This window comes from Streptomyces sp. IMTB 2501 (assembly GCF_001953885.1).
In the GTDB taxonomy this organism is placed as follows: Bacteria; Actinomycetota; Actinomycetes; order Streptomycetales; family Streptomycetaceae; genus Streptomyces.
Genome location: NZ_MQUS01000043.1, coordinates 40,223 through 57,771, shown reverse-complemented (window position 1 = coordinate 57,771; position 17,549 = coordinate 40,223). Strand labels below are relative to the sequence as shown.

General features: G+C 71.8%; 14 protein-coding genes. 11 read left to right on the top strand and 3 right to left on the bottom strand.

Going from position 1 to position 17,549, the window contains the following annotated elements:
* Positions 1-387, top strand: a 387-nt coding sequence (locus AV521_RS41855) for a septal ring lytic transglycosylase RlpA family protein (RefSeq protein ID WP_218639413.1), incomplete at its 5' end; no start/stop codon positions are given.
* A gap of 92 nt (positions 388-479) precedes the next feature.
* Positions 480-1,628 carry a chitinase gene (locus AV521_RS41850; RefSeq protein WP_076096740.1) on the top strand — a complete coding sequence of 383 codons (1,149 nt, stop codon included), beginning with the start codon at positions 480-482 and terminating at the stop codon, positions 1,626-1,628.
* 50 nt (positions 1,629-1,678) lie between these two features.
* Here AV521_RS41850 and AV521_RS49850 read toward each other — a convergent pair whose 3' ends face one another.
* Together AV521_RS49850 and AV521_RS41840 are read right to left on the bottom strand one after the other, a co-directional pair.
* Positions 1,679-2,329, bottom strand: a complete 651-nt coding sequence (locus AV521_RS49850; RefSeq protein ID WP_256725931.1) for a DUF6518 family protein — start codon at positions 2,327-2,329, stop codon at positions 1,679-1,681.
* Positions 2,330-2,423: 94 nt separating this feature from the next.
* Positions 2,424-4,790 carry an MMPL family transporter gene (locus AV521_RS41840; protein ID WP_076096737.1) on the bottom strand — a complete coding sequence of 789 codons (2,367 nt, stop codon included), beginning with the start codon at positions 4,788-4,790 and terminating at the stop codon, positions 2,424-2,426.
* A gap of 181 nt (positions 4,791-4,971) precedes the next feature.
* Here AV521_RS41840 and AV521_RS41835 point away from each other — a divergent pair, with 181 nt between their 5' ends.
* The gene (locus AV521_RS41835; protein WP_076096735.1) at positions 4,972-5,616 is read left to right on the top strand and encodes a TetR family transcriptional regulator; all 645 of its coding nucleotides are present in this window, start codon (positions 4,972-4,974) and stop codon (positions 5,614-5,616) included.
* A gap of 267 nt (positions 5,617-5,883) precedes the next feature.
* Here the strand turns inward: AV521_RS41835 and AV521_RS41830 are convergent, their stop codons facing one another.
* Positions 5,884-7,167 (bottom strand): hydrolytic protein, encoded by a 1,284-nt coding sequence (locus AV521_RS41830; protein ID WP_076096733.1) that lies wholly within the window; start codon positions 7,165-7,167, stop codon positions 5,884-5,886.
* A 270-nt stretch (positions 7,168-7,437) separates the two neighbouring features.
* Between AV521_RS41830 and AV521_RS41825 the strand changes: the two genes are divergently transcribed.
* The 8 genes from AV521_RS41825 (at position 7,438) to AV521_RS49845 (ending at position 17,313) form a co-directional block, all read left to right on the top strand.
* On the top strand, positions 7,438-8,106 hold the full coding sequence (locus AV521_RS41825; RefSeq protein ID WP_076096732.1) for a response regulator transcription factor: 669 nt from the start codon (positions 7,438-7,440) through the stop codon (positions 8,104-8,106).
* A gap of 151 nt (positions 8,107-8,257) precedes the next feature.
* On the top strand, positions 8,258-11,440 hold the full coding sequence (locus AV521_RS41820; protein ID WP_076096730.1) for a DUF11 domain-containing protein: 3,183 nt from the start codon (positions 8,258-8,260) through the stop codon (positions 11,438-11,440).
* Complete coding sequence (locus AV521_RS41815; protein ID WP_076096728.1) at positions 11,437-12,171, top strand: DUF4255 domain-containing protein; 735 nt, start codon at positions 11,437-11,439, stop codon at positions 12,169-12,171. The genes AV521_RS41820 and AV521_RS41815 overlap by 4 nt, the downstream gene beginning before the upstream one ends.
* Before the next feature lie 20 nt (positions 12,172-12,191).
* On the top strand, positions 12,192-14,426 hold the full coding sequence (locus tag AV521_RS41810; protein WP_076096744.1) for an ATP-binding protein: 2,235 nt from the start codon (positions 12,192-12,194) through the stop codon (positions 14,424-14,426).
* Positions 14,427-14,622: 196 nt separating this feature from the next.
* Positions 14,623-16,182 carry a phage tail sheath family protein gene (locus tag AV521_RS41805; RefSeq protein WP_076096726.1) on the top strand — a complete coding sequence of 520 codons (1,560 nt, stop codon included), beginning with the start codon at positions 14,623-14,625 and terminating at the stop codon, positions 16,180-16,182.
* 35 nt (positions 16,183-16,217) lie between these two features.
* On the top strand, positions 16,218-16,658 hold the full coding sequence (locus AV521_RS41800; protein WP_067043798.1) for a phage tail protein: 441 nt from the start codon (positions 16,218-16,220) through the stop codon (positions 16,656-16,658).
* On the top strand, positions 16,655-17,158 hold the full coding sequence (locus tag AV521_RS41795; RefSeq protein ID WP_076096724.1) for a zinc-ribbon domain-containing protein: 504 nt from the start codon (positions 16,655-16,657) through the stop codon (positions 17,156-17,158). The genes AV521_RS41800 and AV521_RS41795 overlap by 4 nt, the downstream gene beginning before the upstream one ends.
* Positions 17,155-17,313: a DUF6760 family protein gene (locus AV521_RS49845; protein WP_179023800.1), complete on the top strand. Its 159-nt coding sequence runs from the start codon at positions 17,155-17,157 to the stop codon at positions 17,311-17,313. The genes AV521_RS41795 and AV521_RS49845 overlap by 4 nt, the downstream gene beginning before the upstream one ends.
* The last annotated feature ends 236 nt before the right edge of the window (positions 17,314-17,549 follow it).

Sequence of the window (17,549 nt, the reverse complement as noted above, 5' to 3'; positions counted from 1 at the left end):
CAGATCTGGAGCTGCAGCGGCGGAGCCAACCAGAAGTGGAACGCCCCCGTCGCACAGGCGTCGTCCGACCAGTGCTGGGCGACCCACTACGGCCCCGAGCCGCCCGGTGCCCTGACGGCCAGCGGTGAACTCTTCGACAACAACGCCGACACGGCGGCGACATCGCTGAGCCGCCAGCCCCAGTTGCCCTTCGGGACCAGGGTGCAGGTGACCAATGTCGCGGGCGGCGCGTCGCTGGTGGTCCGCATCAACGACCGGGGCACGTTCGTCTCGACTCCGCAGCAACCCAAGTGCCTGGACCTGACGGACGGTGCCTTCGGCCGGCTCGGCGGGAGCCTCGATCCCGACGCCGGCCACATCGTCGTCACGGAGACGGTCCTCAACTGACCCCGCGTGATCCCCCGGCCGGCCGGCGGCTCGACACGCGCGCCCACGGCGGTACGAACCCATCCGCTCGACCAGGACAGGAGCACCTCTCGATGCACCTCCGCCTCGCCGAAACCCCGCACAGACGCTCGCGCTTGAGACGTCTCGGACGCTTCCTGGCCGGCGGCGTCGCCGCCACCCTCCTCACCGCGCTGTTCACCGCGACTCCCGCGCAGGCCGCGGACGGCCAGATCACCGGACTCGCCGGCAGGTGCGTCGACGTGGCCGGAGCCGACAGCGCCAACGGCACCGCCGTACAGCTTTACGACTGCAATGGAACCAACGCCCAGATCTGGTCGAACCCGGGCGACGGCACTCTGCGGGCGCTCGGCAAGTGCCTGGACGTCGTCGACCGCGGCACCGCCGACGGCGCGGCGGTCCAGCTGTGGGACTGCGGCGGTGGCGCGAACCAGCAGTGGGTGGTCACCGCCGCCCACGACATCGTCAACCCCCAGGCGAACAAGTGCCTGGACGTACGGGACAACAACAGCGCCAACGGTACGCGGCTGCAGATCTGGACCTGTTCGGGTGGCGCGAACCAGAAGTGGAACGCCCCGGCCGACGGCGGGAGCGGCACGCCTTCCCGATTCGTCGTCTCCGAAGCCCAGTTCAATCAGATGTTCCCGAACAGGAACTCCTTCTACACCTACAGCGGACTCGTCCAGGCGCTGGGCGCCTACCCCGGTTTCGCGAACACCGGCAGAGACACGGTCAAGAAGCAGGAGGCCGCCGCCTTCCTCGCCAACGTCAGCCACGAGACCGGCGGGCTGGTCTACGTCGTCGAGCAGAACACCGCCAACTACCCCACCTACTGCGACTGGAGCCAGCCCTACGGCTGCCCGGCCGGACAGGCGGCGTACTACGGCCGCGGACCGCTCCAGCTGTCCTGGAACTTCAACTACAAGGCAGCCGGTGACGCACTCGGCATCGACCTCCTGAACAACCCCTGGCAGGTGGAGAACGATCCGGCCGTCGCCTGGAAGACCGGCCTTTGGTACTGGAACACCCAGTCAGGACCGGGCACCATGACCCCGCACGACGCGATGGTGAACCAGGCCGGCTTCGGCCAGACCATCCGCAGCATCAACGGCTCCCTGGAATGCGACGGCAAGAACCCGGCCCAGGTCCAGAGCCGCGTCGACGCCTACCAGCGCTTCACCCAGATCCTCGGCGTCCCGCCTGGCAGCAACCTGTACTGCTGATCAAGTGTCGCTGCCCTGCCGAACCCAACGGCAGGGCAGCGACGACCGGATCAGGCGGAGACCGTCTGGAGGGGCAGCTCGATGACGGCGTAGGCGAGCGGTGCGCAGACCACAGCGACACCCAGTGTCAGGGCGCGCTCTTTGTGTGTGCGAGCCATGAGCAGCGGGATGAGGACGAAGAGGACCAGGCATGCCCAGGCCTGCGCGGTGTAGTGAAGTGTCCAGGCATAGGCCAGGCCCTCCATGCCGAAGAGCCCGGCGAGGGCGGCCAGGCCGGTGACGCGGCGGCGCGTGTCCGGACCGCGCCGCCACCAGTGGCCCGCGACACCGAACAGAGGCCCGGCCACGCAGGCCATGCCGAGCCACACGAGCGGGAAGAAGAGGCTTCCGGCGCCGTCGCGCCCGAATTCGGCATAGCCGTAGTACCCGACGACCAGGCCGACCTCCGCGCCGAGGCCTCCGATCGCGGCCTTGGGCACGGATCCTCGCCGATACAGCAGTGCTCCGGCGGCGAAGGCGACGGCGGACCACACGGCACCGGAGTTGGCGATCTGCTGCCATGCTCCGGGAAGCCACCCCTGGGCCAGGTTGGTCAGTACGCCGAGCAGCAGCCCGGCACCTGGCGCAGTCGCCGCGGGGCCGCCCCACGCGCGCAGCCGGTCCCGCACGCCGACGGCCTGAACAGAGGTTGTCGCCGTCATCGCCGCCCCCACAGTCGTAGTCTCACAGCGGGCACTATACACATCATGTATACGCTTCATGTATACCGGGTGAGTCCCGGCGGAGTTCATGTGGTCAGGGCGCGGTCGGTCCGCTCGCGGTGGTCACGGCGGCGGGCCTGGGCTCCGGCCCGGTGGGGCCGGAGCCGGGTCCGGACTCGTGTCCGGGTGCGGTTGCGGGCGCGAGGCGCTCCCCTTCGATGTCGAGGTCGGGGAGCAGCCGGTCCAGCCACTTCGGCAGCCACCAGCCCGCGCGGCCGACGAGCGCGAGGACCGCCGGGACCAGGGTCATACGGACGACGAAGGCGTCGATGAGGACCCCCACCGCGAGAGCGAAGGCGATCGGCTTGAGGATGCTGCTGCCACCGGGGATGAAGCTCGCGAACACCGCGAACATGATCAGCGCCGCGGCCGTGACCACGCGGGAGGCGTGCCGAGAGCCGGCGAGGACGGCCTCCCGCGGGGCGGCGCCGTGCACAGACGCCTCGCGCATACGGCTGACCATGAACACCTCGTAGTCCATGGCGAGTCCGAAGAGCACCGCCATCACCAGGATGGGCAGAATGCTGACCACCGGCCCGGTCTCCGTGACGCCGAGCGCGCTCGCGAGCCAGCCCCACTGGAACACGGCCACGACCGCGCCGAAGGTGGCGGCCACCGAGAGCAGGAAGCCGAGGCCGGCCTTCAACGGCACGACCACCGAACGGAAGACGAGCAGCAACAGCAGCAGCGACAGGCCGACGACGACCAGGGCGAACGGGACGAGCGAGCTTGCCAGCCGGTCGGAGACATCGATGTTCACGGCCGTCGTACCCGTGACGGACACCTCCGCCCCCGTCTGCGCGCGCCAGCCGGGGGCCGCGTCACGGATGTCCTCGACGAGGTTGTTGGTCCGCCCGTCCCCGGGTCCGGTCTTCGGCACGACCTGGATGACGGCGGCGTCCTGGTGCGGGACGAACTGCGGTGCGCCGACCGTGGCGACGCCGTCGGTGGCCTTCAGGTCCCGTACGAGGGTGGCGGTGGCCTGTTGTGGGCTGTCGGTGCGGGAGGTGTCGGCGAGCACGAGCAGCGGGCCGTTGAAGCCGGGGCCGAACTTCTCGGAGACGGTGTCGTACGTCTGCCGTTGTCCGCTGCCCGCGGGGGCGGAACCGTTGTCGGGCAGGGCCAGTTGAAGGTCTCGTGCGGGGATCGCGACGGTCAGCAGGCCGACGAGGACGGCCAGCAGGGTGAGGAGCGGACGGCGGATGGCGAGCCTGCCCCAGCGTTCGCCCATCGGCCTGCGCCCACGATGCCCGCCGTCACGCCCGGCACCATGCCCGCCTTGTCCGGCTCCATCCCCGCCGCGCTCGGCATCGTACCCAGCGCCATGCCCGGCGTCGCGCCCAGCGCGCTCGGCATCGTGGGCGGCCTGTTCGCGGCGCGCTGCGCGAGAGCCAGGCTTCGGCCGCAGCCGCTCGCCCGCGAAGCCCATCACGGCCGGCAGGAGAGTCGTGGAAACGCCGACCGCGATCAGCACGGCGGCGGCGCCGGCGATGCCCATGACGGTCAGGAACGGGATGCGCACGACGGCCAGCCCGCACAGTGCGATGATCACGGTCAGGCCGGCGAAGACGACCGGGCTGCCCGCGGTGGCGGCGGCCCGGGCCGCCGACTCCTCGGTGTCCATGCCGGTGGCGAGTTGCGAGCGGTGGCGGGAGAGAATGAACAGGGCGTAGTCGATGCCCACGGCGAGCCCCAGCATGGACGCCAGCGAGGGCGCGGTGCTGGAGATGGTCAGCACGCCGGTCAGCGCCGACAGGCCCAGCAGGGTGACTGCCACGCCGGTGATCGCCGTCAGCAGGGGCATGCCCGCGGCGAACAGCGAGCCGAAGGTGATCGTGAGCACGACGAGGGCGACGGCCACGCCCGTCAGTTCCTTCACATGGCCCGTGCTCTTGCCGCTGCCGTACGCGGATCCGCCGACCTCGACCGTGAGTCCGGCGTCCTTCGCCGGACGGGTCGTCCTCTCCAGCGCGGACAGGCTGTCCTCGTGCAGGTCGGGCCGGCCGACCTGGTAGCGGACCTGGCCGAGCGCGGTCGTCCGGTCCGGCGATATGACCTTGCCGCGCATCGGGTCGGTGACGCCGACGACCTGGGGAGCCTTGTCGGCCTCATCCATGGTGGAGCTGATGGCGCGGGAGTAGCGCGGCTCGGTGACGGTGTGACCGTGGGGCGCGACGAAGACGATCTGGGCGCTGGTGCCGGCCGCCGAGGGCAGTTCGCGCTTGAGGGTGTCCATCGCGGTCTGGGCCGGTGAGCCCGGCACGGTGAACTCGTCGTCGGTCTTGCCGCCGAAGGTGATCACGCAGGCCACGACCGCGGCCAGCACCAGCAGCCAGGTGGCCAGCACCGCCCGGCGGCGCCGGAAGGCACCGCGGCCGAGCCGGTAGAGCAGGGAAGCCATCAGGAGTGCTCCTTGAAGGGGTCTTGCCGGGAACGAGCGGCACGTTCGGGGAGGCTTCAGCGCCGGCGGCAGAGGCAGCCACCAAAAGTGTCACGACTGACACGATACATAAAGTGTCAGGACTGACACTCTTCATGCTCACGTCAAACCCGGCTCGTGCGGAGCGTGGCAGGATGATCCCGTGAGCGAGCAGGGGACACAGGAGCCGGAGCTGGGGCGGCGGGACCGGAAGAAGGCCGCCACGCGGCGCACCCTGCTCCACACGGCGACCCGCATGTTCGCCGAGCGCGGCTACCAGGAGACGACGGTCAAGGACATCGCCGCGGAGGCCGGCGTCACGGAGCGCACGTTCTTCCGGTACTTCCCCTCGAAGGAAGACCTCGTCTTCGCCGAGATCCTGGACTTCGTCCCCCTGGTCGCGCAGGAGATCCTGCGCCGGCCGGCCGGCGAACCGCCCCTCACCGCCGTCCACAACAGCCTGCTGGCGGCAGCGGGCCGGCTCGACGGCGGGCTCGCCATCCTCTTCGTGGGCGCACCGCCTCGGGCACTGACCGGCCGGACCCGGCGCACGCATGTCCTGACCGATTTCGAGGACGGCATCAGCGACGCGCTGGCCGAACGCTTCGCCGCGCACGACCCCGAGGAACCGGCCCGCCGACGCGCACTGCGCGCCTCCGTCCTGGCCCGGGCCGCCGTCGGCGCCGTGCGCGGCGCCCTGCTCATGCACACACGGGGCGGCGCGGAGACCGGCGCGCGCAAGGTCGAGGACTACGCCACGCTGCTGGACGAGGCGTTCACGGTCCTGCGGACGGCGGACGGCGGATAGCACCGGGCCGGCCGGTCACGCCCTGACCTCCCGACGGGGCGCCTTCGCAGCCGCAAGCCATGACGTCGGGTGCGCTAACCGGCCATTTCTGCACGGCAGTTGATGTCCGGCCGTCCGGACGGTGTCCGTGCGCACCCGTGATTCCGGGCTCCCGACGCGTCGTGAAATGTGTCGGTTACATCCAACACTCCGTCGGTTTTCGGACGGAGTCGGACTCTCCTCTTCCGATCGCACCCAGCAGGGCGAACGATGTTCGAGGGGGCGATGTCACCGGGTGATGTCGCTGAGTACGCCACTGACGTTCAGGACCTCATGACACTGCTGCGCCTGCCGGCCGGTCGCCGGAGTACCGGGCTTCGCACATGTCACCTTCATGGTGACCTTGGCGTCCTCGGGGATCTTGATGGGGGTGACCCAGTGGTAGTCCTGATTGCGGAAGGTCTCCAGGGCGATCGTGGTGATCTTCCGGTCGCCGAAGGTGATGGTCATGAGGCCCTCGTCGCCCTGGAAGTTGGCGACCACGATGTCCGTGATCCCGAACACCTTGCCCTTCGGCACCACATAGATCCCGGTCTTGTCCTGACCGCCGGACGTCTGTACGTCGATCGTGGTCGAGCTCTGCTGGCCGACTCCGGACTCCACACCGCTCCCGCCGGAGCCGCCGCCGGTGCCCGCCGTCGTACCCCGGCCGCCCTGCTGGGTACCCGTGCCCGTCCCGCCTCCGGAACCGGTGCCCGGAGACTGTCCGTTGCCCTGTCCGCCGGGTGTGGGGCGCGGCTGGACCACCTCGTCGGCGGCCTGCTTGGCGGCGCTCCGCACCGCCGGGCGGACCAGCGCGAACCAGGCCAGCAGCAGCGCGATCAGGGCCGCGAGGACCGCCAGCAGCCACTTGGGGAAGATCGGGATCTGGACGAACTCGGCCTCCAGCGGCGGCCGCACGAGGGCGCCGGGCCGCTCAGTCCCCTCCGCGGCCGTGGTGTCCGTGGCACGTACGGTGAATGGCCAGACCACCGGTTTGCCGAACCAGACCGGTTTGCCGGTGCGCACCCGCAGCCGGGTCTCCGCCGACTCGCCCGGCTCCAGGGGAAGTTCGGCGGGCGTGAACGCGAACCGCAGCTCCTCGCCCCGCTGTTCCGGTGTCAGGGCGATCCTGGCCGGGGTGTTGCCCTCGTTGCGCACCGCCAGCCGGTAGCGGCCGCGCAGCCAGCCGCGACGGCGGCGCGGGAGCAGCTCGGTGCGCAGCTCGCGGAACTCCTCGATGTGCACCGTCGTTTCGGGCACGGTGACGGCTTCGGGGTGCTCGGCCGGCAGCACGCGTACGCCGAGCGGCACATCACCGGCGCGGACCTCCGGCGAGCGGGGCGGGTCCAGCCGGATGGTCACCGTCTCGGAGGTGCCGGGATACAGGGAGACCCGCTCGGGTTCCACGGTGGCCCAGGCCGCACAGTCACCGACGACTTCCAGGGTGTACGCCTCGACGATGTCGCTGTCGTTGCGGACGGTCAGACGGGTCGAGGCGGTACCGCCAGGCGTCACCGTCACATCGGGCATGTCGAGCCCGGGCAGTCCAGGGCCGGAAGAGGCTGCAGAAGGCGTCACGCGACGACCGTAGAACCGTGGCCGGACGGCCACGAGAGGTGCGAGGGCAACACCCGGGCAGTCGGCCTGCCCCGGACGGTCAAGGTCAACTCCTCGGATTGGCACGTTTGTTGAGGTCATGTCGTGCCGCCCGCGGTCCTCCGGCGGGCACCGCCGCCGTCCTCTTCCCGGCTCCTGTGTCGTCCGCTCCCCTTCGGTCCCTCGTCTGAATCAGGAACCTCCATGCCCCCCTCCGTGACAGAACATCAGACCGGCCCCGCCGGTCGCCCGCACCGGGTTTCCGTCGCCGTCTACGCCCAGGACCTCGTACTGCGCATCGGCGTCATCCATCAGCTCCGCCAGCGCCCCGAGGTGGAACTGCTCGACGGCGCCGACGCGGATCGGGCGCGCACGTCCCTCGTGATCGTCGACTCCGTGGACGACGAAGTCATCGCCCTGCTACAGCGGTTACAGCGCAACGCCGCCACCCGCACCGGACTCGTGGTCGGTACCTTCGAGTCCGCCGCCCTGCAGCGGGTCATAGAGTGCGGCGTCGCGGCGGTGCTGCGGCGCGCCGAGGCGGACCAGGACCGGCTGCTCCACCTGGTGCTCGCGCTGGCCAACGGCGAAGGCGTACTCCCCGGCGACCTGCTCGGCAAGCTGCTCAGCCATGTCGGCAGCCTGCAGCGCTCCGCGCTCGATCCGCGCGGCCTGGCCCTGTCCACGTTGACCGCGCGCGAGGCGGACATGCTGCGCCTGGTGGCGGAGGGGTTCGACACGGCGGAGATCGCGCAGAAGACGTCGTACTCCGAGCGGACCGTCAAGAACGTGCTGCATGAGATCACCACGCGTCTGCAACTGCGCAACCGGGCGCACGCCGTCGGATACGCCCTGCGCAACGGACTGATCTGACATCACGTCATCTCGGGCCCGGCGCAGGGGAGCTGCCCGAAAGCGCATCCCGCGCTTCCCCCGGGCACGGCCCCGCCGCCCTGCCGCGTGCCGCGCGCGCGGAGGCAGAGTGGCGGGGCGACCCTGGTGTTCCGAGACTGCGAGGTGGACCGTGAACGGCACCGATGGCCCCGGCGGGCAGCGCCGGCGGGGGAGATTCGGCGCGTCGTTGCTCCTGCTGGTCCCGCTGCTCGCGGTGACGGCGGCCTCGGGGCCGAGCAGCGCAAAGGCCCAGCCGAAGGCGACCGCGCCCTCCGCCACCCGGATCGCGTACGCGGGCACCGGACATCGCAGTCTCGGCAAGGTGGTCGACACCAAGGACAGCGAACCGCTGTTCGGCGCGGGGCCGGCGCACTACGACGTCGAGCCGTCGGCGCTGGGCGACACGATGGTGTTCGCGAGCCGCCGCGACTCGAAGAACCCCCAGATCTATCTGCGCGCCCCCGACGGCTCGGTGCGCAAGCTGACCAGCGGCCGGGACGCGGCGCATCCCCGGCTGGCCCCGGACGGCAAGGCCGTGGTGTTCGACTCGGCGGAGCCCGGCGGCCCGAACGGCAAGAAGCAGCGCGACCTGTGGCTGGTGCGCACCGACGGCACCGGTCTGACCCGGCTGACCGACACGCCGTACGACGAGGAGAGCCCGACCGTCTCACCGGACGGGCAGCGCCTCGCGTACTCCTGCGACAGCGATGCGGTGTTCGGGACCCAGATCTTCGTCCGGCCGCTGGTCGGCGGCACCGCGACCCGGGTGACCGGCGCGCTCGGCAGCAGGGCGACGGAGCCCGTGTGGAACCCGGTGAACGACGCGGCCCACCGGGACCTCATCGCGTACACCTCCACCCCCACCGCCTCCGACAACTCGACGGGCCCCCGGCTTCGGGTGACCGGCGGCCCGGCAGGCGACCAGCCGCTGCTCACCGGCACCCCGAACGGATGGCGGACCCATGGGGCGGCCTGGTTGCCCGATGGGGAGAGTGTGCTGTTCCTCAGCCCGGACCGCACCTGTGGCTGCGAGGGGGACTGGGACCATGTGTACCAGGTGCAGAACCGCACGACCGGCCCGCAGTTGGTGCTCATGGAGGACCGCGCGGTCGGCACGCCGACGTGGGTCGGCCCGCCGAACGGCGGTTACGTCGTGGTGGACCGCACCTCGGCCAAGGGAAGCAACACGGCCGACGGCGTGCACGGTCCGCACGTGGTGACCCTCCAGGACGTCCGGATGGACGGCGCCGACCCGCGCGACCTCGGACTGACGATCCTGAACGAGGACCCGGCGGCCGACACCAACACCGATCCGGCCAAGGATCCGCTGTTCAACCCGGCTTCCGGGTACGACCCGTGGACCGAACGGCAGAACTACACGCCGGACGGCCGCCGTATCGTCGTGACCCGGTTCGAGGACAGCGACGCCGGGCGGATCGAGCGGATCTGGACGGTGGACGCCGACGGCGCCAACCCGGCGCCGATGCCGCTGGCCGGACGCGGGCCGAGGGACTGGGACACCGACCCCACGTTTTCACCCGACGGCAAGTACATCGCGTTCACGCGGACTTCGCCGGGCGGGGTCGGGTCCGCCTCCGGTCCCGGGCGCATCCTGATCGCCGACGCGACGAGCGGGGCGATCGTGCACGAGATCGTGCCGCCGGCCGGGCAGCGGACGGGCGGCGACGCCCAGCCCACCTGGTCCTCCGACGGGACCACTCTTGCCTTCACCCGCACCATGACCATCGACGGCAACGGCGGCAACAAGCACATCTGGACCGTGCCGGTCAGCAACCTCGGCCGGCAGCGCGATCTGAGCGCGGCGATCTGTCCCGGCAACTGCGCGGTCATCGACGACAGTCCCGCGTTCTCGCCGGACGGGCTGCAGATCGCCTTCAACCGGAAGAACGGCGGCGGCCGGGTCGACGAGCAGAACGGCATGGTGCTCACCTCCGTGTCCGGCGGCGACTGCCGGGTGCTGCTGCCCGAGTCGGCGCGGGGCACCGCCGACGCCTGCCATCAAGAGCTGCCCGACACCTCGGTCACCGGCCCGCACCAGCCAAGGGACGCGGCCTGGACGGCGGACGGCACCGGAATCGTCTACAGCTCCCGCACCGACACCCCCGCCAACTGCCCGGAAAAACTACATCTGTTGAACGTCAGGACCGGCCATCAGACGGCGCTCACCCTGGAGCTGCCGGGGCGTCAGAAGGAACCCGGTGTCCAGCAGTCGGTGGACCTGGCCGTGCACGCCCCGGGCACGGTGCCCGCGGTCACTGTCGACCACTCCACCGACATCCGCGTCGACGTCGTCAACCACGGCCCGGCCGCCTCGCCCGGCACCCGGCTGACCATCGCACCGCCGGCCGGCGTGAGCGTCACCCGGATCCGCCGGCCCGGCGGCACCTGCGACGCCGCCTCCCTGCAGTGTGACATCGGGGTGGTGCCGCCCGGGGCGACCGTGCCGGTGACGGTCACCGTGACCGGGAACACCGTCGGCGACCAGCCCCTGGACTGGTCGGTCACCGGCAGCGTGATCGACCCGCGGCCCGACGACAACACCGCCCGGACCGTGGTGCCGGTCCGCAAGGCCGCCCCGCCCACCCCGCCTCCGACCCCGCCGACCCCGCCGACGCCCCCGGCGCCTCCCACACCGCCCGCCCCGGAGGCCGGACCCGGCGTCCGGGTCACCGCCCAGCCGAACCCGGGCTATGTCGGCGGCCGGGTCGTGGTGACGTACACCGTGCGCAACGGCCGTAACGCGCTGGCGACCGGGCTGCGGCTGCGGATCGGGCTGCCCGCCGGGATCCCGAACGGCGGGCCGCCGCCAGGCTGCGACGACCACTGGGTGTGCGCGCTGCCGGACCTGTCGCGGGGCACCTCCACCGTCGTACGGGTGGTGCTCTCCCCCGACCACGCGCTGACCGGTCGTGTCAGCGGTGTCCTCACCACCACCGGTACGGACGCCGACCCGCGCGACAACAGGACGCACACGACACTGCGGATCCTGCAGCCGAGGATCGTCGCCGTCCCGCCGATCGGGAAGCCCGGCTTCGTCACCTCGGTGCGCGGCAAGGACTTCCCGCCGGGCGTCCCGGTGCGGTTCACCTGGAAGCCGGGGATCACCGCCGCCGCGGCACCGACCGTGCCTGGGCCGGACGGCACGTTCATCGGCCAGTTGCTCATCCTCACCAAGGACCAGACGGGGCCGCGGACGATCACCGCGAGCGGACCCGGATTCTCCCCGGTGAAGACCGACTTCCTGGTGGTGAACGGCAGTGTGCAGCCGCCGGACGAGGTGACCCGCCGGTGATCCACGAGGTCGACGAGGCGCTGCGCGGACTGCTCGCCGGGTCCGGACTGGAGGCGTCCGGAGTCGAGATCGTCTTCGACGCGCCGACCCGCGAGTGGGCCGCCCGCCGTAACGCCCCCACCGTCTGTGTGTTCCTGTACGACATCCGGGAGGACCCGGCCCGGCGCGGCAGCGGCGCCGGGGAGGTGTACGACGCGGACGGACATGTGGTGGCGCGGCGTACCCCGCCCCGCTGGTTCGAGCTGACGTACCTGGTCACGGCGTGGGCGAGCCGCCCGCAGGACGAGCACCGGCTGCTGTCGCAGGTGCTGGCCACGCTGGTGGCCGCCGACGCGCTGCCGGAGCGGCTGCTCACGGGCTCGCTGGCCGAACTGGGCCTGACCGTGTCGCTGGACACCACCGGGACGGGCGGACCGGACGGACCGGCCGCCTCGGACGTGTGGTCGGCGCTGGGCGGCGAGTTGAAGGCCTCGCTCGGCGTGCGCGTGTGCGCGCCGCTCGCCGGGGCGAGCAGGGCGGCCGCGCCGCCGGTCACCGAGGGGCTCGTGGTGCGTGCCACGGATCACCGGCAGGACGCTGATGCGGTGGACCGGCGGCAGGACGGGGATCCGGTGCCGGGGCGCCGACTGCGGTACGAGGGCGTGAGCGACCCGGGGCCGGACGGTTTCGCCGGTCCGCGCGAGCGGCGCCCGGCCCCGGCCCGCCGCCGCAGAGGGGGCCGCCAGCCGTGACGTACACCGCGGATGTCGGCATGGTGGCCGGCACGGACCCGCTGTGGGCGCGACTGCGGCTGGTCGAGGAGCGGGTCCGCTACGCGGTGGCGGCCCGCCGTGCCGCCGATCCCGATCCCGACGACCCCTACCGCGGGCAGTACCTCTCCCCCGAGGCCGTGGAGCGGATCCTGCACGAGCCGGGCGGGCTCGACGTGCCCGGACACGAGCCGCTGCCCCCGCCGCCCGCGTCCGCGCTCGGCACGCTCGCCGCGCGGTTCGGCCTGTCCCCGCTGGACACCGATCTCCTGCTGATCGCGCTGGCACCGGACCTGGACGCCCGCTTCGAACGTCTCTACGGCTACCTCAACGACGATCTGACCCGCCGCCGGCCCACGGTCGCCCTGGCACTGGAGCTGTGCGGGCTCGCGTCGGCGTCGGCCGCCCGGTTCCGTCTCTCCCCGGGAGCACCGCTGGTCGCGGGCGGACTGGTGGAGGTCACCGAGCCGGACCGGCCGGCGTTGTCGCGGGTGCTCGCGGTGCCGGACCGGGTGACCGCCCATCTGCTGGGCGGTACCGAGCCGGACGCCCAACTCGCCGGAGTGCTCGGCGAGCCGGCGGCCGACCCGACGGCCGAGCCGGAGGAGGTGTACCGAGCGGCCCGCGCCGCCCGCTCCGGAACGGGACTGGTGCATCTGCTCGACCGGGGCGGAGACGCGCCGGGCCTCGCGGCGGCCGCCCTTCACGCGGCAGGACGGCGCGCGCTGGTCCTCGACGCGGCGGCACTCGCCCGACGCCCCGGCGACGTGCCCGCGCTCGCCCGGGTCGCGGCGCTGGAAGCCCGCCTCACCGGCGCCGGTGTCGTCCTGGGACCCCTGGAGGCACTGCCCGCGGCGCCGGCCGAACGAGCCCGCGCCACCGGCGAGTTGTGTACGGCACTGAGCGGCATCCCGCTGTTCACCCACGGCAGGGACGGCTGGGACCCGGCGTGGGCGGCCGACACCCCGGTCGTCCTTCCGGTGACCCCGCCCTCTCCGGAGCGGCAGGCGGCGCGCTGGCGGCATGCCTTGGCCCTGGCGGACGCCGAGGGCTCAGTGACGTTCGATGCCGACGGCTGGGGGATGAGTGACGCCGAAGGCTCCGGGACGGGCGACGGCGATGGCCGCGTGCAGGGCGAGGCGGACGGCTATGTGACAGGCGATGCCGATGGCTGTGTGACGGGCGGGGCTGGCGGCTCTGTGACCGGCGGCGTCGATGATTCCGTGCGGGGCGGCGACGCCACCGACGCCTACGCCCTCGCCCGCGCCGTCGCCGCGCACCGGCTCGACGGCGGGCAGCTGCGCCGCGCGGCGCACGCGGCGGTGCGGTCCGCCGGGCTCGCGGGCCGCCCGGTCTCCCCCGACGACCTGACGTCCGCCGTACGCGCGCAGAACGGCGCGGGGCTGGCGCGGCTGGCCCGCAGGGTGGAGCCGGGGGTCGGCTGGGACGACCTGGTGCTGCCCGCGCCGACCCACCGCAGGCTGCGCGAACTCGCCGTGCGGGCCCGGCATCGCGAGCAGGTGCTCGGGCAGTGGCGGATGCGTCCGGGCGGCGGCCGGGGACGCGGGGTGATCGCGCTGTTCGCGGGCGAGTCGGGCACCGGCAAGACCATGTCCGCGGAGGTGGTCGCCGCCGATCTCGGCATGGACCTGTACGTGGTCGATCTCTCCACGGTGGTCGACAAGTACGTCGGCGAGACCGAGAAGAACCTGGAACGGATCTTCACCGAGGCGTCCGCGGTCAACGCGGTCCTGCTCTTCGACGAGGCCGACGCGATCTTCGGGAAGCGTTCGGAGGTCAAGGACGCGCACGACCGGCACGCCAACATCGAGTCGGCGTATCTGCTGCAGCGCATGGAGTCCTTCGACGGGATCGCCGTGCTGACCACCAACCTCCGGGCCAACCTGGACGAGGCGTTCACCCGCCGGCTCGATGTGGTGGCGGAGTTCCCCATGCCCGACGCCGCCCAGCGGCTGGCCTTGTGGGACCGGTGTCTGGGCGGCCGGCTGCCGCGCGCCGACGACCTGGACCTCGGCTTCTGCGCGGACCGCTTCGAACTGGCCGGCGGCTCCATCCGGGCCTGCGCGGTGACCGCCGCCTATCTCGCGGCCGAGTCCCAGAAACCGCTCACCATGCGGCAGTTGGTGTCGGCGGTGGTGCGGGAGTACCGCAAGCTCGGCCGGCTGGTGCTGGAGAGCGAGTTCGGGCCGTATCTGGCGGACGCCCTCGACGCCTGAGGCACCTCGCCGACCTGCTGTTTCACCGAACTCGGCCAACCCGGGCCAGAGTTCCTTCCCCTGTGGTCCGTACGGGCGTCCGTAAAGGCAGTGGGGTTGCCCCCGGCAAGGTACCCGCGCCCCTGTCGCCGTGCCCAAGCGGCCTCGGAGACTCGGCATCGACGCAGGTGACCCGAAGGAACGTGAAGGAGCGAGCATGCCGACGTACCTCACCCCGGGCGTGTACGTGGAGGAGGTGCAGTCCGGTGCCCGCCCGATCGAGGGAGTCGGCACCGCCGTCGCCGCGTTCGTCGGGTTCGCCCAGAACGGGCCCTTCCACGAACCGACCCTGGTCACCAACTGGGACCAGTACACCCAGCTGTTCGGCGGCTTCACCGAGGGCACCTACCTCGCGCACGCCGTGTACGGCTACTTCTCCAACGGCGGCGGCGCGGCCTACGTCGTGCGCATCGGCGGCTCCGCGGACGGCGCCTCCGCCCCGGCCGGTGGCGGCCGGGGAGCCCGCGAGGGCCGGGCGGCGGAGCCGGTCGCGCTCGGCGGGTTCCAGATCACGGCCAGGCCCGGTGCCTTGGGAGTGTCGGTGGAGATCGCCGACGCGGACGGCGAGAACCCGCCCGAGGACCGCTTCAAACTGCTGGTCCGCCAGGGAGACCAGGTGGCCGAGACGTACGACGTCTCCACCCGCAAGAACGTCAAGGGCTATGTCGTCACCCAGCTGCGTGCCTCCAAGCTGATCGAGGTCACCGAGCAGCGCGACGCCGCCCAGGCCCGGCCCGCCAGCCAGACCGTGGCGGTGCCCGACGCACCGGCCGCGCCCGCGGTGCCCGGCCCCGGCGCGGTGTCCCGCCTCGACCCGGCCGAGTACGTCGGCGACGCCGCCGCCCGGACCGGCTTCGCCGGGCTGGAGGCCATCGACGAGATCACCATGGTCGCGGTCCCTGACCTGATGGGCGCCCACCAGCGCGGCGACATCGACGCCGAGGGCGTACGCACCGTCCAGCTCGCGGTCATCTCGCACTGCGAGCAGATGGGCGACCGGGTCGCCGTCCTGGACGCCCCGCCCGGACTCACCGCCCAGCAGGTGCGGCACTGGCGCAACGAGGAGGCGGGTTACGACTCCCGGTACGCCACCCTCTACTACCCGTGGGTGCGGGTCTTCGACCCGGCGGCCGGCCGCAACACCACGGTCCCGCCGAGCGGGCACATCGCCGGTGTGTGGGCGCGCAGTGACGCCGAGCGCGGCGTGCACAAGGCGCCCGCCAACGAGGTGATCCGCGGCGCGGTGGACCTGGAGACCCGGCTCAGCAAGGGCGAACAGGACCTGCTGAACCCGATCGGTGTGAACTGCGTACGCGCCTTCCCCGGCCGCGGCATCCGGATCTGGGGCGCGCGCACCCTGTCCTCCGACCCGGCCTGGCGCTACCTCAACGTGCGCCGCCTCTTCAACTATCTCGAAGAGTCAATCCTGTTGGGCACCCAGTGGGTGGTCTTCGAGCCGAACGACGACCGGCTGTGGTCGAGCATCCGGCGCAACGTCACCGCGTTCCTCACCGAGGAATGGCGCCGGGGCGCGCTCTTCGGCCGCACCGCCGAGGAGGCGTTCTACGTCAAGTGCGACCGTGACAACAACCCGCAGACCTCCATCGACCAGGGCCGGGTCGTCTGTGACATCGGCGTCGCCCCGGTCAAGCCCGCCGAGTTCGTGGTGTTCCGGCTGGCCCAGTTCTCCGACAGCACCAGCCTCATCGACGAGTGACCCGCGGGTCGGTCAAGGAAAGGTGACAGACAGTCATGGCAGAGGGCGATGCTCTTTCCACACACGTCTTCGGCGTGCAGCTCGGCGGGTACATGGTCGAGTCGATCCAGGAGATCAGCGGGTTCTCCGTCGAGGAGGAGGTCGTCGAGGTCAAGCAGGTCACGTCGACGGGCAAGCAGATCATCCGGAAGCAGCCCGGGGCACGGCAGGCGGGCGAGATCACGATCACCCGGGGACTCGACAAGAGCAGTGAGTTCACCAAGTGGATCAAGGAGACACTCAACAACGGTGCCGTCGACACCGCCCGGCAGAACCTGACGATCGAGATCAAGGACACCAAGGGCGACACGGTCCGCCGTATCCAGCTGATGAACGGCTGGGCCTCCAAGTGGGAGGGCCCCTCCCTCAAGGCCGGCGAGTCCTCTCCCGCCACCGAGACCGTCACGATCGTGTTCGAGGAGATCGTCGTCGAATGAGGCGCCGTACCGTCACGGCCGGCAACCTGGAGGAGTTCCTGGAGGCGACGTCGCCCGCTCAGGCGGCCGACCAGCCCCAGGCTCAGCCCCAGGCTCCGGCCGCCCGCCCCGCGATCTCTCAGGACCACGGGCTGCGCACGGAGTTCGAGTTCGAGCTGCCCCGCGGGTACGTGGACGAGGCGGGCACGGTGCACCGGCACGGCTCGATGCGCCTTGCGACCGCCCGGGACGAACTGCGGCCGCAGATCGATCTGCGGGTCAAGGAGAACCCGGCCTATCTGAGCGTGGTGCTGCTGAGCCAGGTGATCACCCGGCTCGGCACCATCACCGATGTGCACGCGGGCATTGTGGAGCGGATGTACGCCACCGACGTCGCCTTCCTCCAGGACTTCTACCGCCGTGTCAACAGCGAGGGACACACCCGCGCGGCGGTGACCTGCCCGCACTGCGAGGGGGGCTTCGAGGTCGACCTCTCGGGTGGGCGCCTGGGGGAATCGTGACGTACGCACTCCCCCGGCTGCGGGAGGAGATCGCGTACATCGCCTACCACTTCCACTGGCAGCGCGAGGAGATCCTCGGCCTCACCCACGCCGAGCGCCGGCAGTGGGTGACCGAGATCGCCCGTATCAACACGCGTGTGAACGAAGGTGGTTGAGCTCATGGCATGGCGGGACAGACTGCGCCGCCGGGCTACGGCGCCGGGTGCCATGAGGACGTCGGGGTACGACGCGGCCGGCCAGTCCGTGCCGCGTGACGCCGGTCCGTCCGTGCCCCGTGACTGGGACGGCGGGTGGCGCCGTACCCCGCCGCCGTCACTGACGGTCGCCCGCACCCCGCTCGGCATCAGTGACGGCCTCACCTTCCGCTCGGGTCTCGCCTCCTGGCAGAACC

Coding starts and splice junctions, on each gene's coding strand:
- AV521_RS41850 (WP_076096740.1), top strand. CDS start 480: ATGCACCTCCGCCTCGCCGAAACCCCGCACAGACGCTCGCGCTTGAGA.
- AV521_RS49850 (WP_256725931.1), bottom strand. CDS start 2,329: ATGACGGCGACAACCTCTGTTCAGGCCGTCGGCGTGCGGGACCGGCTG.
- AV521_RS41840 (WP_076096737.1), bottom strand. CDS start 4,790: ATGGCTTCCCTGCTCTACCGGCTCGGCCGCGGTGCCTTCCGGCGCCGC.
- AV521_RS41830 (WP_076096733.1), bottom strand. CDS start 7,167: ATGCCCGATGTGACGGTGACGCCTGGCGGTACCGCCTCGACCCGTCTG.
- AV521_RS41825 (WP_076096732.1), top strand. CDS start 7,438: ATGCCCCCCTCCGTGACAGAACATCAGACCGGCCCCGCCGGTCGCCCG.
- AV521_RS41810 (WP_076096744.1), top strand. CDS start 12,192: ATGGTGGCCGGCACGGACCCGCTGTGGGCGCGACTGCGGCTGGTCGAG.
- AV521_RS41805 (WP_076096726.1), top strand. CDS start 14,623: ATGCCGACGTACCTCACCCCGGGCGTGTACGTGGAGGAGGTGCAGTCC.
- AV521_RS41800 (WP_067043798.1), top strand. CDS start 16,218: ATGGCAGAGGGCGATGCTCTTTCCACACACGTCTTCGGCGTGCAGCTC.
- AV521_RS41795 (WP_076096724.1), top strand. CDS start 16,655: ATGAGGCGCCGTACCGTCACGGCCGGCAACCTGGAGGAGTTCCTGGAG.